Origin of the sequence: Flavobacterium sp. 83 (assembly GCF_000744835.1) — a bacterium.
Classification (GTDB): Bacteria; Bacteroidota; Bacteroidia; order Flavobacteriales; family Flavobacteriaceae; genus Flavobacterium.
In genome coordinates this window covers 592,932-613,608 of record NZ_JQMS01000001.1, presented here as the reverse complement: position 1 = coordinate 613,608, position 20,677 = coordinate 592,932, and the positions used below count along the sequence as shown (strand labels likewise).

The window sequence follows — 20,677 nt, the reverse complement described above, 5'->3', positions numbered from 1 at the left end:
TAATTATTATGCTAAGCAGGCAGCACAAACTTTTATTGATGAAAATTATAAGTTTGTTTTCTGTCGTAAGAGGCTATAACATTCCAATAATTATTTTAGCGCAGTATCTTTCGGCTATATTTATTCTTGCGCCGGAGATAAGAGCTTTAGATATTCTGCTTGATTTTAATTTATTCTTAATTGTTTTTGCCTCTTCGTTGACGATTGCTTCTGGCTACATCATTAATAACTTTTACGACAGCAAAAAAGATTTAATCAATCGTCCGAATAAATCCATGCTCGACCGTTTAGTAAGCCAAAAAACCAAACTTTCGGTTTATTTTTCACTCAATTTTATTGTCGCCTTAATGTCAATGTTTGTGTCTTGGCGTGCTTTCTTATTCTTTTCTGTTTATATATTTTTTATTTGGTTCTATTCTCATAAAATAAAAAAATATCCTATTATAGGGAATTTGACAGCTTCTTTATTAGCTGTTTTACCTTTTTTTGCCATTTTATTGTATTATTATACTAAAATTTCATTTAACGATATCGAGACATATAAAAGTCAATTTGCTGTAATTTTTGCCCATGCTACTTTTTTATTTCTACTGCTTCTAGTTCGGGAAATGATTAAGGATTTAGAGAATCTTAAAGGAGATTTAGCTAATGACTACAAAACTATACCTATTATATATGGCGAAGTGGTTTCGAAGAAAGTAATCACGATTTTAACCATTTTAACTATTTTGCCTGTTTATATTTTAATCGAAATTTACGATGTAGGTTATATGGATATTTATTTTTATACCTGTCTCATTATCTTGATTTTCTTCCTTCTTTACTTATGGAAATCGAATACTAAAGCACAATTCCTATTGCTTCATAATGTATTGAAATTCCTTATTGTAGCTGGTGTGTTTTGTATTGTGCTTATCAATCCAAGTGTCTTATGGCATGGAAAAAGATTGTTATTGATGTTTTAATTTTTTTGTACGACTAAAGGTTAACCTAATTTTATCAAAAAACTCCTAATTTCTCGATTAGGTCAGCCCCGATTAAAACGGCATCCTTTCTAGTTCTGAACTTGTTTCAGGATCCTGAAATAAATTCAGGACTAGAAAGATACAGTGGAAAGCGGGAAATAGCTACAGAAAAACTAAATCAATACTGCTTAATCAGCTTATTAATTAGATAGTTAGCGTTTTCTAATTGTGAAAAATCGTTTGTCAATTATATAAATACTATCTTTGCGGAAATTATTGGAATATTATGAATAACAAGGAAGGCAATAGTAAGAAAAGTGGTCCAAGAGCGAATAGCTCAAGGCCAAGTTCGAATAAGCCAAAACCTGCCATGCAGAAGCGCGCTCAAGGGCCAAAAAAAGTTAAAGTAAATACTAAAGTTGCCGATATCGCTACTGATAAAGTAGAGAAAAAACCAAATCAAGCACCAAAGAGACCGAAAGTTAAAGACGAAATCAGATTGAATAAATATATTGCTAATTCTGGTGCTTGCTCGCGTCGTGATGCTGATATTTACATTCAATCCGGAACGGTAAAAGTAAACGGAATTCCTGTTACTGAAATGGGATATATGGTAAAACCGGGAGATGTTGTGAATTTTGACGGTTCGACTTTGACACCGGAGAAAAAAGTGTACATTTTACTGAACAAACCAAAAAACTTTACGACAGCCATGGACGAAGGTCAGGAATATCGTAATGTATTGGAATTAGTAAAAGGTTCTACAACTGCCAAGATTGGCGCAGTAGGAAGAATGGACAAGAATACAACTGGTTTGTTATTGTTCACGAACGATACGGATATGATTCGTAAATTTACTTTACCAAGTCAAAAATCATCTAAAATATACCAAGTTTCATTAGATAAAAACTTGAAATTTGAGGATTTAGAAAAAATAAACAAAGGTTTGACTCTAGATGGACACCGTGTTTTTGTCGAAGATGTAAGTTACATTGACGGAGAAGCAAAAAGTGAAATTGGCTTGCAATTAAGATCGTCTAACGTAAAAGTAGTTCGTTCTATTTTTGAACACTTCAGTTATGATGTATTGCGCATTGACAGAGTTTCTTTTGCTGGTTTGACCAAAAAGAATTTACCAAGAGGAAACTGGAGATTGCTTACAGACCAAGAAATTATCAATTTGAAGAACGTTTAATATTTCTTTGAAATTATAAAATTAAAATCCCTTTCGCGCTAGCGAAATGGGATTTTTTAATTAAAAATAGAAACCAAGGACCATGACACCAGAAAAATTACAATCTATAGCTTTTAAATGGTTTGAAACTTTTAATAATAAAGAGTTAGAAAAGCTATTGTCTTTATATGATGAAGATGCAGTACATTTTAGTCCAAAACTAAAAACATACAAACCTGATACTAATGGTTTTGTTACTGGTAAAGAAGCGTTACGAGAATGGTGGCAAGAAGCTTTTGAGCGTTTGCCAAGTTTGAATTATAAGGTAAAATCATTGACCGCAAACGGTGACCGAGTTTTTATGGAATATATAAGAACCGTGAACGGAGAAGAAGATTTGCTTGTTGCGGAAGTATTAGACATTAAGGAAAATAAAATAATTGCTTCCCGAGTGTATCACGGATAAAAATCAACTTAGCATAAAACGCAAATCCCATTAAGTTTCAATCTAATGGGATTTGTATTTTTTACAAGATATTATGTTCACATAATAAATTCTATTAAACGTTTCTTTTTCAATATTTCAAATAAAAAAAATAGTTGCAAATTAGGGTGATTTTGCATTATGAGCAAAGATTTTATCCTTTTGAAAAAATCAAAGTTGCTGAATCAGCCCCGTCTGAAATTTTCACTTTTAAGGTTGAACTGTTAACGCTAATAATCTCACCTGAAAACGAATCTGTCCCATCTGTGATTGTAATTATATTTCCTTTTTGTGACCAAGTGCCAACTGATAAATCCAGTACACAAGTTGTACCCGAATAATCAGCTTCATTGTATACACCATCTGTTTTAAATTCCAAGTAATTTTTGGAACATCCCAGTTCATTACCATCATAATCTGTTTCGGGAGAAGTTACCCCATTGACTGTAAAACTCATTTTGCTAAAATTCCATTTACCAACAATTGAATCTGATTGTGATGGATTGTCATTACTACAAGAAGTGAAAATTAATCCTAAAAATAGCACAAAGACGAATTAATTATTTTTTTTATATCAAATTTATTTAAAGAGTTAATATATTTAAATATACAATATTTATTGAAAATCAAATACTTACGACATATTCTTATTAAAAAAAAACAAAATGATGTGAATTAATTCACTACAAATAATTGTAATTATCCAGCATTTAGGATGAAGAAAAAAAATAAACATTTTGCTGTAGTTTTTAAAACAAAATAATTTACACGGATAAAAATCAACTTAGTGTAAAATTCCAACTTCCTTTAGGTCTTGGATTTGGGTTTTTTTTACGGAAGTGTAATAAAACAAAAAACCCGAATATTTCTATTCGGGTTTTGTGGTACCTCCAGGGATCGAACCAGGGACACATGGATTTTCAGTCCATTGCTCTACCATCTGAGCTAAGGTACCGTGCTATTGCGGGTGCAAATATAGGATGATTTTTAGTTTATCCAAAACAATTTTTAAAAAAAATCAATTCGTATCTTCGCAAGATCAAAAAAACAAATATGATTCTAGCTGTTGATGTCGGAAATACAAGAATTAAAGCTGCTGTCTTTGAGGGTGATATGCTTTTAAAAAATTTCGTTTTTGCTAAAAATGAGTTGCAAAAAAATATTCAAAATATTTTAAAAAAATACTGTAATGTTGCTGATTTGATCATTTCATCGGTTAGTGATGTCGAAAAAAAATCGTTTTTGGAATTTGAAAATGATTTAAAAGTTCATTTTATGACTCATGAAAGCAATTTTCCTTTTGTTAATTGTTACGGTACTCCTAAAACTTTAGGAATTGATCGGATGGTTTTGGCTGCTGGGGCAACATTGCAATTTCCAAATCAAAACCGATTGGTAATTGATGCGGGAACTTGTGTTACATTTGATTTTATAGATCAAGATAATAATTACCTTGGTGGAGCAATAGCTCCAGGATTGCGTTTGCGTTATGAGTCATTGCATAATTTTACTGCAAAATTGCCGTTGCTGACGCTTGAGAGCCCTGAAGGGTTGATAGGAAACTCAACTTCGGAATCAATTCATTCAGGTGTTGTTAATGGATTAGTCTATGAGATTGACGGTTTCATCGATGAATATAGTCGACTGTATTCAAATTTTATAATAATTTTAACGGGTGGAGACACAGAATTTTTGGCTAAACGATTAAAAAATACCATATTTGCCAATTCAAATTTTCTTTTAGAGAGTTTGTGTCAAACATTTCAATATAAAAATCAAAAATGATTAAAAAATTTATAATAAGCGCTTGTTTGCTTTTGTCACTTGTGTCCTTTGCTCAGGAAGGAACTTCATCGCCGTACTCTTTTTATGGAATTGGCGACATAAGATTCAAAGGAACGCTTGAGAATCGTTCAATGGCAGGAGTTGCAGTCGAACAAGATAGTATTCATATCAACTTAGAAAATCCGGCTAGTTATGCAAATCTAAAATTAACTACCTTTTCATTAGGAGGAACATACGCTACAAAAAACTTAAAAAGTAATAGTGGTTCTGCAAGTACACGCAGTACTACGTTAGATTATTTAGCTGTTGGCTTACCTTTGGGTAAATTTGGAGCAGGTTTTGGATTAATTCCTTATTCATCGGTAGGTTATAAAATTGAATCATTGTCTGCGATTGATGGAGCTTTAAACAGACGTTTAAGTGGGAAAGGTGGTTTAAATAAAGTTTTTTTAGGTGTAGGTTATAAAATAGCTCCTAATTTCAGTATTGGAGCTGATGTTCATTATAATTTTGGAAAAATAGAAACGAATAGTTTAGAGTTTGTGACTAATGTACCTGTGGGTACGCGTGAGTTGAATACAGCTGATTTGTCAGGTGTGAATTTCAATATCGGAACAATGTATCAAGCTAAAATAAGCAAAAAACTAAACCTTTATACAAGTTTAAATTATACTTTGGAAAGTAGTTTAACCTCTAAAAATACTAGAAATATTTCTAGTGTGAAATTTAGTTCAGCATTTGATGTGGCTGTTGTAGATGTTCTTGCTAATCAAAATGAACAAATGAATGTTAAAATGCCTAGTAAAATATCGTTTGGAGCGGGAATAGGTGAGTCCAAAAAATGGCTTATTGGGGGAATGGTTGCCTATAAAAAAACTTCAGGTCAGGAAAATAGTTATAATCAGGCTTCTAATGTGGGGTATGGAAGATATGGAAGTGTTAGCTTAGGAGGGTATTATATTCCAAGTTATAACTCTTTTTCTAGTTATGCTAAAAGAATTGTTTATAGAGGAGGAATCAAGTATGAAAAAACTGGTTTGATGGTCAATGCAGAATCTATCAACGATATGGGATTTACTCTAGGGTTAGGGTTGCCAATTACGGGTAGCTTTTCTAATATTAATTTAGGTTTTGAATTAGGGAAAAGAGGGACTACAAATGCAAATCTTGTTCAAGAGAATTATGCTAATTTTAGTGTTGGCTTTTCTCTTAATGATAAATGGTTCGATAAACGAAAATTCAACTAAAACACTAATCTAGTATATATAATCACATTACTTTGTTAAGTATAGCGTATGCCTTTACTAAAAAAATATATATTCTTTCCAGTAGTCACAGTTTTTGCTGTGACTCTGTTTTTTGGGTGTGAAAGTAATTTTAAAGAAGTTCAGAAAATAAATTTTTCTGAGTTTGTTCCTTCAGGTGATGCTGATAAGGTTAATTTGAAGTATACTGATTCAGGATTGATTAAAGCAGTTTTGATGAGTCCTAAAATGTTAGATTATTCAAGTGTGGATTTCCCGTTTACTGAGTTTCCAAAAGGTATCGATGTCACCCTTTACGATAATAAAGCAAAGAAAACTTTTATAACTTCAAATTACGCGGTTTCTTACAAGATCACTGGGATAATTGATTTACAGGGTAAAGTAAAAATTAAATCTGAAAATGGTCAGACCCTGGAAACGGAACAATTGTACTACGATCAAAAAAACGAATGGTTTTTTACAGAAAAAAAGTTTAAATTTACTGATAGTAAAGGAACGTCCAACGGACAAGGAATTGATTTTAGTAAAGACTTTAAAGTGATTAACTCACAAAGAATAGCTGGTGAAATACAAACAGCCGAATAATTTTATAGATTCAAATAAATCATGACGTACTTAAAATACACCCCTTATCTTTATCTTGTTTTTGGAGCTTACTTCATTTATGATGGTATAACTAAGTTTAATGCACCTGATGGCACTCCTTGGCTGAGTTTTCTTATCGCAGGATTAGCAATCTTTATGTTTTTCTTCCGAATGAAATTTGCTAAAAAATTTGAAGATCGAAATAAAAAATTATAGCACATGGAAATTAGTATTATAATACTGTGTTTAATACTATGTGCTTTTTTTTCAGGAATGGAGATTGCTTTTATTTCTTCGAATAAAATTTATCTTGAAATAGAAAAAAAACAAGATAACTTCGTCTCTAAAATACTTACAAAACTTACCGAAAAACCTTCTAAATTTATTGCTGCTATGCTTATTGGAAACAATATAGCATTAGTTGTTTATGGTTTTTTTATGGGTGAATTATTGATGAATTGGATTGAGTCTTTGGGATTTCATTTTTCAAGTTTATTGAATTTGTTTCTTCAAACATTGCTTTCAACATTGATAGTTTTGATAACTGCGGAATTTTTGCCTAAAGTGTTTTTTCAAATTTATGCGAACGTCTTAATAAAGTTTTTTGCTGTACCTGCTTATCTCTTTTATATTTTATTTTATTTTATTTCTACTTTTTTTATCTGGGTTTCGGATTTTGTTTTAAAGAAATTTTTTAAAACCGAAGGAGACCAAGTGCAATTATATTTTAGTAAAGTGGAACTTGGTAATTACATAACAGAACAAATGAGTACGGTAGAAGATGATGAAGAAGTGGATTCTGAAATATTAATGTTTCAAAATGCATTGGAGTTCTCAGGAGTCAAGGCAAGAGATGTGATGAGCCCCAGGACTGAAATCGTAGCAATTGATGTGTATGATTCTATTGAGGAATTGAATAAGTTATTTATAGAAACAGGGTATTCTAAAATTGTCGTTTATGAAAATTCACTAGATGATATTGTAGGGTATGTGCATTCATTCGATTTGTTTAAAAAGCCGAATAGTATCAAAGAAATTGTAATTTCTGTTGAATTTGTTCCGGAGACCATTTACATTAAGGATGCAATGAATTTGTTGACAAAAAAAAGAAAAAGTGTAGCAGTTGTTTTGGATGAATATGGCGGAACTTCTGGAATTATTACCATAGAAGATATTGTAGAAGAACTTTTTGGGGAAATAGAAGACGAGCACGATTCAGAAGAAGAATTAATTGAAAATGAACTCGAAGATAATGCCTATATTTTTTCAACGCGACTTGACGTGGAGTATTTAAATCAGACCTATAAACTTCGTATTCCCGAAAGTGATTCTTATGGAACTCTTGGTGGTTTTATAGTTGATCATACCAAAGAAATTCCTCAAAAAGGGGATGTTATTGCAATAGGAATCTTTCATTTTGTTATAGAAGAAGCCACAAACAAGAAAATAGAATTAGTTAAAATGTCGCTAAGAGACTGAAATTTTTTATAAAATTGAAATTTCTTGTAAAATAAAACGCTACTACTATAATTATTAATTAGATAATTGTATTTTCGCAAACTGAATATAAAAATTAACAACAATAAAAATGGCAGTTTTAGCAAAAATTAGACAACGTTCCGCCTTATTAATAGCAGCTATTGCTATAGCATTATTTGCATTTATAATACAAGATCTTATTGGTAAAGGTGGTCTTGGTCAAAATACCAAAGATGTAGGAAGTATTGATGGGAAAGACATCGCATTTGAAGATTTTAGAATCAAAGTAAGCAATGTTGAGAAAAGTCAAGAAGGAATTACTTCAACAGCTGCAGCTAACAGAGTTTGGGATCAAGAGGTTTCTATCGCTTTATTGACTTCTGAGTTTGATAAACTAGGATTGAGAGTAGGTGAAAAGCACTTATTAGAAGTTTTAAAAGCAGATCAGAATATTGGTAAAAATCCATTGTTCATGAATGCTGCCGGTATGTTTGATATTGCAAAATTCAAAGAATATTTCAAATCAAATCCAGCTCAAGCACAATACTTGAAAGACAGAGAAAAAGATGCTGAGTTGAATGCGAAGTATCAAATATATAATACTTTGATAAAAGCAGCAGTTTATACTACTGAAAGTGAAGGAAAGTTGAAATATGAAATGGAAGCAAATAAAGTTAACTTTGCTTACGTTGCAGGTTTATATTCCACAATTAAAGACAGCGATGTAAAAGTTACTGATACGGAGATTGTAGATTTCATGAAGAAAAATGAAAAAAAATACAAAGCTGATGAATCTCGTGAAGTAGAATATGTATTGATTGAAGATAAAGCTTCAGCTTCTGATGAGAATGAAGTTAAATCTAAAATAAACGGATTGTTAACCGGAAGTGTGGTTTATAATCAAGCGACTGGTAAAAACGATACTTTACCAGGATTTAGAGCAGCTACAAATAACATCGAGTTTGTAAATTCAAATTCTGATGTTCCTTATGATTCAACGTATGTTGCTAAGAAAGATTTGCCTGCAGTTGATGCGGATAGATTGTTTAATCTTGCTCCAGGAGAAGTTTATGGACCGTATATGTTTGGAAAATACTACTGTATTTCAAAATCTATGGGTAAAAAATTAGGTGTAAATGTAAAAGCTAGCCACATTTTAATTAGTTATGAAGGAACACAAGTTCCTAATCAAAAAGAAAAAAGAACTAAAGAGCAAGCTAAAGCAAAAGCAGAAGCGATATTAGCACAGGTGAATGCAAATCCAGACAGTTTCTTGATGTTAGCCTTTACTAATTCTGATGATTCATCATCGCAGCAAGGTGGCGATTTAGGATATTTTGGTCCAAACCAAATGGTGAAGCCGTTTAATGATTTTGTTTTTAGTAATCCAATTGGTAAAGTAGGATTAGTTGAAACACCTTTCGGATTTCATATCATCAAAGTTACTGATAAACAAGACGGAATTCGTTTGGCAACAGTAGCTCAAAAAATTGAAGCTTCAGAAGCTACTTCAGATAAAATATTTACTCAGGCAACTAAATTTGAAATGGATGCTGCTGATAAAGATTTTGACAAATTAGCAAAAGACATGAAACTTACAATTGCAGCTCCAGTTACTGTAAAAGCAATGGATGAAACTTTTGGTCCTTTAGGAAATCAAAGAACAATCGTAAGATGGGCTTTTGAAGATGATACTAAAGTAGGTGCTGTAAAAAGATTTGAAGTGGCTAATCTAGGTCATGTTATCGCTAAAGTTAAAAATGTCGATAAATCTGGTTTGGTTTCAGTTACAGTAGCTAGGCCATATGTAGAGCCAATTCTTAAAAACAAGAAAAAAGCAGAATTAATTAAAGCTAAAATGACTGGATCTTCTCTTGAAGCAATTGCTAAAGCTACAGGGTCATCTGTTCAACAAGCAACTGCTGTTACAATGGAAAACCCAATGTTAGTTGGTGCAGGTCAAGAGCCTCAAGTTGTAGGAAATGCATTTGCATTAACAGCAAATAAGTTATCAGCTCCGATTGAAGGAAATACAGGTGTTTATGTTGTGAAAAACATGAGTACAGTAAAAGCTCCAGCTTTGAAAAGTCATGAAGCTTACGTTGCTAAATTGAAAGCACAAAGCGCTTCAGATGTAAATAGAGTTATTCCTGCATTGAAAGGGAATGCTAAAATTGAAGACAATAGAAAACAATTCAATTACTAATATTCGAGTAATTAATTTTAAACATAAAAAATCCCGATACAATTTAGTGTATCGGGATTTTGTTTTTGATATAGTTTTTTGTTTGAAAGTTAGATCAGAATTTAAAATGAAAATTGAACTTTAGGATTAAGATAAAATCATTTCGTCATAAGGGATAATCGTTTTGTATCCTTTTGAAGCAAAATAGTCATTAGGATTTTCAGTTGCAATTGCCATTACAAAATCGCCTCCCCAAGCGCCAAGGCTTTTGATTACTCCATTAAAGTCTGGAAATAAAGATTCCTTTACGGTTTCCATTTCCAGTATGATACTCATTTCTGTTTCATGTTTTTCTAATGCTGCAGCAAATGATTTAACGGTTGTTGCTTTTAAAACTTCGAAAGTTATTTTGTCATTTATAGCAATGGTTCGGTCTAAATTATTTTTTTTATTGATGTTATAGGAAGCTATTGCAGTTTTACTGCTTTGTTTTTTGTTGAGATATACAAAATAGATATTTTCTGTAAATTGCGGACTAAAAATGACTTTCTCAACAATAGGTTTTCCTTCTTCTAGATGATATAAAATAGGAGTGTCGTTTTGGGCGCAAGCAATATCATAGCCGCTTCCTCCAAAACTGTTTTTAAGTAGCGTAAAGGCATCAATTTGTAACCATTGAGCAATGTTGTTTATTAAAGTAGAAGAGGTGCCTAAGCCCCAGCTTTTAGGAAATCCAAGTTCAGTGGTAATGGTGTATCCTTCGGAATTCTGAATGAATACAGAATTTAATAGATAAGCTTCGTGAAGAATGGTTATCAATGTTGATTTTACTGATTCACTTTCTGAATTTCTATTATTAGCAATGTCGGAAAATGAAATGGAATCTTCAAACCAAATGCTTCCATCAGCATCGTAGCTTTTCCAAATTATTTCTTTGTTGCTTCCTTTTTCTATAATTAGGTTTTGTCCTAATTTTGTGGGTAATGCAAAAGCTTTTGCGCCATCTAAAACAAGATATTCTCCCGTGATTAAAAGTTTTCCGTTACTGTAAAAGGTTTGTTTCATATGATTTTTTTTAGCCCCGATGGGAACGGCATCCTTTTGTGACGGGGTTCGGCACAAAAGATATAGTGTACAGCGGGATTAAGCTCTTGATAGATAGGATTTATTTTCTTAAGTTTTCGATGAAATCAACTACTGCACTATGTGAAATAGTATTTTTCTTGAAATGTTTGTGTATCAAAATGCGTTCATCATCACTGGCTTCAAACTGATTGATGATATTGTTTAAATGCATTTTCATGTGTCCTTCTTGAATACCGGTAGTTGTCAAGGAGCGTAAAGCAGCAAAATTTTGTGCTAAACCTGCTACTGCTACTACTTCCATTAATTCCATGGCTGAAGGTTTTTCAAGCATTTCTAATGACAGTTTTACCAATGGATGCAAAGAGGTTAGTCCTCCAACTGTTCCCAGAGCTAAAGGTATTTCCAACCAAAAACTAAAAATGCCATTCTCTATTTTAGCATGTGATAAACTGGAATAGTGACCATTTCTTGAGGCAAAAGCATGAATTCCAGCTTCGACGGCACGAAAATCATTACCCGTAGCTAGTACAACAGCATCGATTCCGTTCATTATTCCTTTGTTGTGGGTTACGGCGCGATAGGGTTCTACTTCGGCAATTTGAACTGCTTGAACGAATCGTTCTGCAAATTCTTGCGGATTGGTAATGTGTTTTTCTCTTAAATCTTCAATAGGGCAGGAAACTTCAGCTCTTACCAAACAATTCGGAACGTAATTAGAGAGGATACTCATGACTACTTGAATGTTTTTTTCTGTTATTGAGAAGAGATTGTAAACTAGTGCTTCTTCTCTTAATGTTTTGGCAAATTGCTCTAAACAGGAATTAATGAAATTTGCACCCATGCTGTCTTTGGTTTCAAATGTGGCATGAAGCTGAAAATAATTAGGCAGTAAATTAGTTTTGTCTTTCAGGACAATATCGAGAATTCCACCGCCGCGTTTTTGCATGTTTTTAGTGATGGATTCCGTTTCCGAAAAAAACTTTGCCTTGGTTTGAATAAAGAATAATTCTAATTTAGAAATGTCTCCCGTAAAAATAAAGTGCACCTGACCAATTTTTTCTGTGTCGATAACAGTGGCTTTAAACCCTCCTCGGGTGGACCAAAATTTTGCTGTTTTTGAGGCGGCGGCAACAACGGAACTTTCTTCAATAGCCATGGGAATGGCTCGGTATTTGTTGTTGATTAAGAAATTTGGAGCCACTCCTAGCGGAATATAGAAGTTAGTTATTGTATTTTCAATGAATTCATCGTGTAATTTCTGTAATTTTTCATCTGAATTCCAATAGTTTTTAAGAAGTGTTATTGCTTCAGAAGGACTTGAAAAGTATTCTTTTGCAATCCAATCAATTTTTTCATCTTTAGATAATTTAGAAAATCCGGATACAGCGTTATTCATTCTCAATAGATTATAGTATGTATACCTGCAAAGATACGCTTTTAGCTGTTTTAGTCATATCATATTATCTTCAATAAATTGTCGGCTTTAATATTGTTTTTAACATTTAACACATCAAATGTGAAATAATTGTAAATTTTTCACTAAAATTGAGGGTTTTTATATTTAAATCAATAGGACGAAATAGTCACGATTAAAAATAAGAATATCTAATGAAAATAATGCCTCATGGCATAAACTATATTCCCAAAATTTAATATTATTTATAAATGAATTCAAACAAAATTACAGCCTTACTTTTATTCTTGTGTTTTACTGTTTTTGGTCAGCAAAAAATCACAATTGATGAAATCTACAACGGTACTTTTCGTGCCAAAGGGATGGATGAATTACAATCCATGAAAAATACCAATCAATATACGGTATTGAATTTTGACAGAGCTTCCAGAAGCATGCAAATTGATTTATATGATTTTGCTTCCTTGAAAAAAATAGCTGTTTTAATTGATACTAAAGACCATAAGGAATTGCCTATGATTGATAGTTATACTTTTGATGCTCAAGAAAAATTGATTTTGCTAGCGTGTAACTCCAATCAAATTTTTCGTCATTCTTTTACTGCAGATTATTATTTGTACAATATTGTAACCAAAGAATTAACAAAGTTATTTGATTTTCAGATTCAGGAACCTACCTTTTCTCCAGATGGTAAAAAGATAGCTTACGCTAAAGAAAATAATTTGTATGTATATGATTTGGCGTCTAAAAAATCAACTCCAATTACTACGGATGGGAATAAAAATAATATTATCAACGGAATTACGGATTGGGTTTACGAAGAAGAATTTGCTTTTGTAAGAGCATTTGACTGGAGTACGGACAGTAAGAAAGTAGCTTATATTCGTTTTGACGAAAGTCAGGTTCCTGAATTTTCAATGTCAATATTTGCTAAAGATTTATATCCTAAAATTGAAACATTTAAATATCCAAAAGCGGGCGAGAAAAACTCATTGGTTTCATTGCATATTTATGATGTAAATGCCAATGCAACCAAAAAAGTTAATTTAGGGAACTACAATGATTTTTATATTGCCAGAATAAAATGGACTAATGATGCCAATTTACTATCCGCACAAGTATTGAATCGTCATCAGGATAATTTAGACTTGTTATTTGTTGATGGAAATTCAGGCACAGCAAAAGTTGTTTTGAATGAAAAAGACAAAGCGTATGTTGACGTTACAGACAACTTGACTTTTTTGAAAGACAATAGTTTTATCTGGACTAGCGAAAAAGACGGTTTCAACCATGTTTATTTATATGATAAAAATGGAAAATTGAAAAATCAAATAACCAAAGGAAAATGGGAAGTGACGAATTACTATGGTTTTGATGAAAAAACAAAGACCGTTTTTTATCAATCAGTAGAAAATGGATCAATTAACAGAGACATTTACAGAATTAGCCTTGATGGAAAAAATAAAGTCCGTTTGTCTAAAAACGTTGGGACAAATACCGCTACTTTTAGTCCAAATTTTCAATACTACATTAATACGTTTTCTAGCACATTACAGCCTACTACCTACACTTTGAATGAAGCCAAAACAGGAAAGCAAGTTCAAGTTATTGAAAATAACGAAGCATTAGCAGCAAAATTAAAAGCATATAGCTTACCGTCTAAAGAATTTTTTGTTTTAAAAACAGAAAAAGGAAATGAGTTGAATGCATGGATGATAAAACCAAAGGATTTTGATGCTACTAAAAAATATCCTGTTTTTATGTACCAATACTCAGGACCGGGATCCCAACAAGTAAATAACGACTGGAATGCAAATGATGATTACTGGTTTATGATGTTAGCGCAACAGGGTTATATTGTGGCTTGTGTTGACGGACGTGGAACTGGTTTTAAAGGTGCTGATTTTAAAAAATGCACACAAAAAGAATTAGGGAAATTCGAAGTTGAAGATCAAATTGATGCAGCAAAAGTTATTGGAAATTATTCTTTTGTGGATAAATCCAGAATTGGAATCTGGGGATGGAGTTTTGGAGGATTTATGGCTTCTAATTGTATAATGAAAGGGAATGACGTTTTCAAAATGGCTATAGCCGTTGCTCCGGTAACCAATTGGCGATTTTATGATAGTGTTTACACAGAACGTTACATGCAAACACCTCAGGAAAATGCAAGTGGTTACGATGAGAACTCTCCAATAAACCACGTTGAAAAATTAAAAGGGAAATTCCTTTTGATTCATGGTTCAGGAGATGATAATGTGCATGTACAAAATTCTATGCAAATGATGGAAGCGCTAATTCAAGCAAACAAGCAATTTGATTCTCAAATTTATCCGGACAAAAATCACGGAATTTATGGAGGTAAAACTAGAATTCAATTGTACACCAAAATGACTAACTTTATCAAAGAAAATTTATAAATAAATATGGATGCAAAGCTAACTATAGAACAAATACAAAATTTTCAGGGAAAGTATCCTAAACAATTATGGTACTTGTTTATGGTAGAAATGTGGGAACGGTTTTGCTTTTACGGCATGAGAGGGGTTCTTACTTTTTTTATGGTAGACCAACTTTTATTAAAAGATGAGGCGGCTAATTTGCAATATGGTGCAATACAGGCTTTTGTTTATGCTTTTACGTTTATAGGAGGGATTTTTGCCGATAAAATTTTAGGTTTTAGAAAGTCACTTTTTTTTGGAGGTATTGTAATGATCTTAGGGAATCTTTTAATCGCTTTTTCTCCTCAAGACATGTTTTATTATGGAATTGCATTTTCTATCATTGGAACCGGTTTTTTTAAACCTAATATTTCATCCATGGTTGGAGAATTATATCATGAAAGTGATCACCGTAGAGATGCAGGGTATGGGATGTTTTATGCAGGAATTAATATAGGCGGCCTTTTAGGAGGTGCTTTGTGTATTTATTTGGGTAAATATTATTCTTGGAAATTGTGTTTCTTGTCTGCGGCAATTGTAATGATTTTTGGTCTTCTGACTTTTTTGTTTACAAAAAAACATCTAGGTCCAATAGGTGACTCTCCTTTGTTAAATTTGACTTCAAGTAAAAGAAAAATCAGAGAGATTTCAGTTTACGTCTGTTCGTTGTTGAGTATTCCGTTTATATTTATCATGGTAAAGAATACGGATTATACGGATTATTTTATGTACACTATCGGGATTATTGCAATTTCGTATTTCATTTTCGAAGTGATTAATTTGAAGCAAATCAATGCTCAAAAAAAACTAATTGCAGCCTTCTTATTTATATTTTTCTATTTTTTATTTAATGCTATTTACGAACAAAGTGGAGGTTCATTATCGCTTTTTGCCAAAGATAATTTAGATACTAGTTTGTTATTTTTTAATATTGATCCTAATGTAGTCAATAATAGCTCAAATACTTTTTTTGTGGTTGTTTTTAGTCCTATAGTTGGATTACTCTGGTTATGGATGGCTAAAAAGAAAATAGAGCCAAATACCGTAATTAAATTTGGAATTGGATTTTTATTTCTTGGCGCCTCATTTTATATCTTTTATTACACTCGATTTTTTGCAAATGCTGAAGGAATTACATCTTTGAATGTTTTTACTTTTGCCTATTTGGTCACTACAATTGGTGAACTATGTTTAGGTCCAATAGGGATGTCTATCATTACAAAGCTTTCGCCAAAACGATTGTTTGGTATGATGATGGGGTTGTGGTTTTTAGCGAGTGCCTTTGGGCAGTTAGCGGCAGGAAAATTAGGTGCTGAAATGTCCAGATCAAATACAGGGACAACTTTAGTTTCTAAACTTCAATCCTACACAGAAGGTTATTACCAATTAGCAGTTTATTCGATTGTTGCGGGTGTTTTTCTAATAATTATGACACCATTGATTAAAAAATTAATGCAAGAGGTTAAATAATTAAAACTAAATTAAATGTCAGATTCAAATTCAAATGATTTTTTTAGAAATCCAGTTTTAGGTCAGCCGGCTGGATTGTTTGTTATCTTTTTTACAGAGATGTGGGAAAGATTTTCATACTACGGAATGCGTGCTTTATTAGTTTTGTTTTTAACATCTTCAATAATGGGCGACAATCCTGGATGGGGATGGCCTAGAGAACACGCCTTGGCTATTTATGGTTCTTATACTGCATTGGCCTATTTGACGCCTATTTTGGGAGGGTATATTGCTGATAAAATCATTGGGTATCGCTGGGCTGTTATTTACGGTTGTTTATTAATGACTTTAGGACATATATCAATGGCTTTGGAAGAAGCAAGTCATGCTTTTATGTACCTTGGGTTGTTTTTCTTAGTTTTAGGAATCGGTTTGTTTAAACCTAATATGACTTCGATTTTGTCTCACATGTATAAAGATAAAATAGAGAAGAAAGACGGTGCTTTCAGTATTTTTTATATGGGAGTAAATTCGGGAGCTTTTTTAGGAATGCTTTTGTGTGGTTATATTGGTGAAAGTGAAAATTGGGGTTGGAGTTATGGTTTTGGACTTGCAGGAATATTTATGTTCATTGGAATGCTTCAATTTTATTTCACTCAAAATATTTTTGGAGATATTGGTCTTAAACCTGTTAAAAATGAAATTGTAAATCATAATGAAGATCCATCTGTTGCAAAATTAAACCCGTTTTCAGCTTTTGATCTTTCAATTATTGGTTTGGTTTCGGTACTTGGTCTAGCTTGGATTATTAATGACCCAGTATCTAAAATATCCAATTTTAATTTGTTTGATTTTAATGTAGGTAGTCTTTCTGGAAGTAACTTCGTAATTCTATTTTCATTGTTGCTTTTTGTTTTTGTTTTAATAAAAAGAATTACTCAATACACTCCTGTTTTAAGAGACCGAATGATAGCGGTAATAATTTTGGCATTTATCACCGTATTTTTTTGGGCATCCTTTGAGCAAGCCGGTGGTTCTATGACCATTTTTGCGAGTGATTACACCAATAGAATTTTAGTGGGGAACTCTAAAATTATTTTTAATATTGTAAATACTATTTTGACGGTTACCCCAATGGCAATTATAACGTTTGTTTTAATGAAACTATATAAGCAAACGTTCAAAAAATATGCTTTAGGGAATGTTGTTTTAGCAATTGGTTTTGCAATTATTTGGTTTTTGGTAATCTACATGCTCAAGGATCAGTATTTACAGGTTAAAGCTGAAATTCCCGCTACTTGGTTTGGGATTCTTAATTCTTTATTTATTATTACATTTTCACCTTTGGTGGCTAAATTATGGGAGAGCAAATACAATCCGCCAGCGACAATTAAAAATGGATTAGGAATGATACTTCTAGGAATAGGTTTTGGTGTTTTAGCTTTTGGGTCAAGTACTATTCCTGCTGGGGCAAAAGTAGCTTCAGTAAGTTTAATCTGGTTGGTTTTGGCTTATTTTTTCCATACTATGGGAGAATTGTTTATATCGCCAGTTGGGCTCTCTTATTTGAGTAAATTAGTTCCAAGTAGAATGATTGGTATTATGTTTGGAATTTGGTATCTGGCTATTGCAATTGGTAATAAAATTGCTGGTACAATGGGTGGGATGATTGATGAAATTACATCGCAATATTCTATGACAACTTTCTTCTTGATTTTTACTTTAATACCAATAGGTATCGGAGTGTTAATTATGCTTTTAACTCCTGTTGTTAAAAAAATAATGCATGGTATACATTAATTCTGGTATTGTTTTTGTTTAAATTTGTACAAAAATAAATCGATTATGAGAAAAATATATTTAATAATTGTATTCTTTATAGGAATCATTTCTTCACAGGCACAAGAGCTCAATTGGCATACCGATGTTAAAGAAGCGATTGCCATTGGTAATAAAGAAAAAAAACCATTGTTGCTGTTTTTTACAGGTAGCGATTGGTGTGGGTGGTGTATCAGATTGCAAAAAGAAGTATTGAAAACTCCTGAATTTCAAAAATGGGCAAATGAAAATGTAGTACTTGTAGAATTAGATTATCCTAGAAGAACTCCTCAAACTCCCGAAATTAAAGCACAGAACAATGAATTGCAACAGGCTTTTTCAATCCAAGGTTTCCCAACAATTTATTTTGCAAACGGAACCGATAAAGAAGGAAAAGTAAATTTTGAAGGATTAGGTAGTACAGGATATGTGGCGGGTGGACCAACCGCTTGGCTTGAAGTTGCTAATGGAATTCTGAAAAAGAAATAATTTTCAATTTAGTTTATAAAATCCCTTTTCACCAGTTGCGTGAAAAGGGATTTTTTGTTTATAGCAAGTAGCTTTCCAATATTTTTGAAGGGTCTTGTAATTTGATGCATCGGCAACAACTATTTTGGGGTGTATAGATTGAAATAAACGCTCTAAATTTATCTTTGGGGATTGTGTAAGTAATAAAACATCAGGTTTTATATTTTTCGGATAAATTCCTAAACTATCCAAAATCAGAATTTTTTTACCGTTGAAAAAAGCAGTGTTTTGAATTCTTTTTTTAGTTTCCAAAGTGCTGAAATTTCCAACTAAATAAGAGGTTAGGATATTGTTTGTTTGACAAGTTTTTAAAATACTGTCGTTACCATATAAGGTGATTTTTTTTCCGTTTCTTTCTGTAATCAATGTGTTTTTCTTGGAATTGAAAACCACCCATTCTTCTTGGTTTTGTATGTCGGATTCATTTTCTATATATGAAATCTGCAGTAAGATAAACGAAATTAAAATCATGGCCAGTTTATTGAAACTTGGCTTTTTGAACCAAAGCACAGCGCTGATTATTATTAAATAGAAGCTGATTAAAAAATACAAATTAAAAGGAATGTTTTGAATGATGAATTGCTCTAATGAGGCAATAGAATTGATGATTTTATTCAAGTAAAAAACACTCCATTCCAGTGGTTTGGAAAGTAATAAAGGAACATAACCAAATGCTGCCAATACCATAACTACAACACCTAAAACCATTACGATGCTAAGTAATGGAATGATAATTAAATTGGTCACAAAGAATAAGCCGGGAAATTGATGGAAATAATAGATACTCAATGGTAAAGTACCTATTTGTGCCGCGAAAGAAACCGTGAGGATATCCCAAATGTATTTTGAAATTTTATTTTTTGGTAACCAAATAGAAGTTAAAAGTGGTTGTAACCAAATGATGAAAAACAACGCGATATAACTTAACTGAAATCCCACATCAAATAAAAAGGAAGGTTGAAAAAGTAATATAAGCAGCATAGATACCAACAAAGTGTGGTAAATATTTACACTTCTGCGCAAATGGCTGCCTATTGCAACAAACGAAAACATAACTACAGAACGTACTACAGAAGGGGCTAATCCTGCGATTAATCCAAATAAGGATAATGAAGCCAGAATAATTATCAGTTTGATAAAAGAGCCTCGTTTTGTATTAGGTAAAGGTTTTAGAATGAAAGTGACAAAAAGTAATATGAATCCAATATGTAATCCTGAAACCGATAAAATATGCACAGCGCCGGCATATTGATAATCCCGAATAATTTCTGGAGAAATATCTTGTTGTTGTCCCATTATTAGCGCAACAGCTACATTTAATTCGGTTTTATGGAAGTTATTTTTCTCAAGGTTATGGATGATTTTTGTTCGTAATCGAGAAGTATAATACCAAATGTTCTTATCTATTTCTGAACTGACACTAATATCTTCAGCATCTGCATAGAGTTGGGCATAAATTTGTTTGTTCTCTAAATAATTACTGTAATCAAATTGGTTAGGGTTATACGGAGGACTATTTTTATATAAAGTGCCTCTAATTCGTAATTGTGTTCCAATTTCAATTTGATGATTCAAACTGTCCTTTCTAATATTTAAGAGTATCCTGCCTGAGTTTTCTGTTTGATCAATGTGGTTCACAAGTGCAACATAACGATCATTAAAATTTGAACTTTTTAATTTTTCGCGTAGTGTAACGGAAATCAAATGCGGTTTTTCAAAAATAGAATTATAATGGATATAATTACTTTTTTGGTAATTATCAGTATGGACAATTAATGTTGTTGCTCCTATAAAAAACGAAAGTACATAGGTGGATATGCCAAAATAAACATTTTTAGTGTAATTTTTTATCGATAAATAATAAAAAGAACTAAAAGTGATTATGGAAACAATAAGAAGAATAAATACTACTATAGGATTGGTTTTCAAATAAAAAGGAAATAGAATTCCTAGTATGAAACCAAAGGTTATTCTCGCTAAAGGAAATTGTAATACTTTCATTTATCTAAAGTACAATTT

The 20,677-nt window shown here is 32.1% G+C and carries 17 protein-coding genes and 1 tRNA gene; 13 read left to right on the top strand and 5 right to left on the bottom strand.

The annotated features are described in order from the left end of the window. Nucleotides 1-8: 8 nt before the first annotated feature. The 3 genes from T410_RS02755 (at nt 9) to T410_RS02745 (ending at nt 2,605) form a co-directional block, all read left to right on the top strand. Nucleotides 9-965 (top strand): geranylgeranylglycerol-phosphate geranylgeranyltransferase, encoded by a 957-nt coding sequence (locus tag T410_RS02755; protein ID WP_035668493.1) that lies wholly within the window; start codon nt 9-11, stop codon nt 963-965. Between the two features lie 286 nt (nt 966-1,251). Then, entirely contained in the window at nt 1,252-2,160 is a 909-nt protein-coding gene (locus T410_RS02750; protein WP_035668491.1) for a pseudouridine synthase, read from the top strand. A gap of 82 nt (nt 2,161-2,242) precedes the next feature. Beyond that, a complete protein-coding gene (locus T410_RS02745) occupies nt 2,243-2,605 on the top strand; it encodes a nuclear transport factor 2 family protein (protein WP_035668489.1) in 363 nt (120 codons plus the stop codon). Between the two features lie 172 nt (nt 2,606-2,777). On the opposite strand, the gene T410_RS02740 is transcribed toward T410_RS02745, so the two are convergent. Next, entirely contained in the window at nt 2,778-3,170 is a 393-nt protein-coding gene (locus T410_RS02740; RefSeq protein ID WP_035668487.1) for a lipocalin family protein, read from the bottom strand. Nucleotides 3,171-3,505: 335 nt separating this feature from the next. Then, nucleotides 3,506-3,578: transfer RNA gene (locus T410_RS02735), tRNA-Phe, on the bottom strand. Between the two features lie 98 nt (nt 3,579-3,676). On the opposite strand from T410_RS02735, the gene T410_RS02730 reads away from it, so the two are divergent. The 6 genes from T410_RS02730 to T410_RS02705 all read left to right on the top strand — a co-directional run bounded on the left by T410_RS02730 (nt 3,677) and on the right by T410_RS02705 (nt 9,943). Then, nucleotides 3,677-4,408 carry a type III pantothenate kinase gene (locus T410_RS02730; RefSeq protein ID WP_035668485.1) on the top strand — a complete coding sequence of 244 codons (732 nt, stop codon included), beginning with the start codon at nt 3,677-3,679 and terminating at the stop codon, nt 4,406-4,408. After that, a complete protein-coding gene (locus T410_RS02725; protein ID WP_035668483.1) occupies nt 4,405-5,655 on the top strand; it encodes a membrane protein in 1,251 nt (416 codons plus the stop codon). The genes T410_RS02730 and T410_RS02725 overlap by 4 nt, the downstream gene beginning before the upstream one ends. Before the next feature lie 48 nt (nt 5,656-5,703). Next, nucleotides 5,704-6,258 carry an LPS export ABC transporter periplasmic protein LptC gene (gene lptC / locus T410_RS02720; RefSeq protein WP_035668481.1) on the top strand — a complete coding sequence of 185 codons (555 nt, stop codon included), beginning with the start codon at nt 5,704-5,706 and terminating at the stop codon, nt 6,256-6,258. A 21-nt stretch (nt 6,259-6,279) separates the two neighbouring features. Beyond that, complete coding sequence (locus T410_RS02715; RefSeq protein WP_035668479.1) at nt 6,280-6,474, top strand: hypothetical protein; 195 nt, start codon at nt 6,280-6,282, stop codon at nt 6,472-6,474. 3 nt (nt 6,475-6,477) lie between these two features. Next, entirely contained in the window at nt 6,478-7,737 is a 1,260-nt protein-coding gene (locus tag T410_RS02710; RefSeq protein ID WP_035668477.1) for a hemolysin family protein, read from the top strand. Between the two features lie 109 nt (nt 7,738-7,846). Further along, nucleotides 7,847-9,943 carry a peptidylprolyl isomerase gene (locus T410_RS02705; RefSeq protein ID WP_035668475.1) on the top strand — a complete coding sequence of 699 codons (2,097 nt, stop codon included), beginning with the start codon at nt 7,847-7,849 and terminating at the stop codon, nt 9,941-9,943. Between the two features lie 126 nt (nt 9,944-10,069). On the opposite strand, the gene T410_RS02700 is transcribed toward T410_RS02705, so the two are convergent. Then, nucleotides 10,070-10,987 (bottom strand): GYDIA family GHMP kinase, encoded by a 918-nt coding sequence (locus tag T410_RS02700; protein ID WP_035668472.1) that lies wholly within the window; start codon nt 10,985-10,987, stop codon nt 10,070-10,072. A 100-nt stretch (nt 10,988-11,087) separates the two neighbouring features. Next, nucleotides 11,088-12,404, bottom strand: coding sequence for a hydroxymethylglutaryl-CoA reductase, degradative (locus T410_RS02695; protein ID WP_035668470.1), 1,317 nt, complete (start codon nt 12,402-12,404; stop codon nt 11,088-11,090). A 269-nt stretch (nt 12,405-12,673) separates the two neighbouring features. On the opposite strand from T410_RS02695, the gene T410_RS02690 reads away from it, so the two are divergent. From T410_RS02690 to T410_RS02675, 4 genes are read left to right on the top strand one after another with little or no spacing between them, the layout of a single operon-like run. Further along, on the top strand, nt 12,674-14,842 hold the full coding sequence (locus T410_RS02690; protein ID WP_035668469.1) for a S9 family peptidase: 2,169 nt from the start codon (nt 12,674-12,676) through the stop codon (nt 14,840-14,842). Between the two features lie 6 nt (nt 14,843-14,848). Then, nucleotides 14,849-16,333: a peptide MFS transporter gene (locus T410_RS02685; RefSeq protein ID WP_035668468.1), complete on the top strand. Its 1,485-nt coding sequence runs from the start codon at nt 14,849-14,851 to the stop codon at nt 16,331-16,333. A gap of 15 nt (nt 16,334-16,348) precedes the next feature. Then, entirely contained in the window at nt 16,349-18,112 is a 1,764-nt protein-coding gene (locus T410_RS02680; protein WP_035668466.1) for a peptide MFS transporter, read from the top strand. 45 nt (nt 18,113-18,157) lie between these two features. Then, complete coding sequence (locus T410_RS02675) at nt 18,158-18,619, top strand: thioredoxin family protein (protein WP_035668464.1); 462 nt, start codon at nt 18,158-18,160, stop codon at nt 18,617-18,619. Between the two features lie 3 nt (nt 18,620-18,622). On the opposite strand, the gene T410_RS02670 is transcribed toward T410_RS02675, so the two are convergent. After that, complete coding sequence (locus T410_RS02670; RefSeq protein WP_035668461.1) at nt 18,623-20,659, bottom strand: ComEC/Rec2 family competence protein; 2,037 nt, start codon at nt 20,657-20,659, stop codon at nt 18,623-18,625. Nucleotides 20,660-20,677 lie beyond the last annotated feature (18 nt).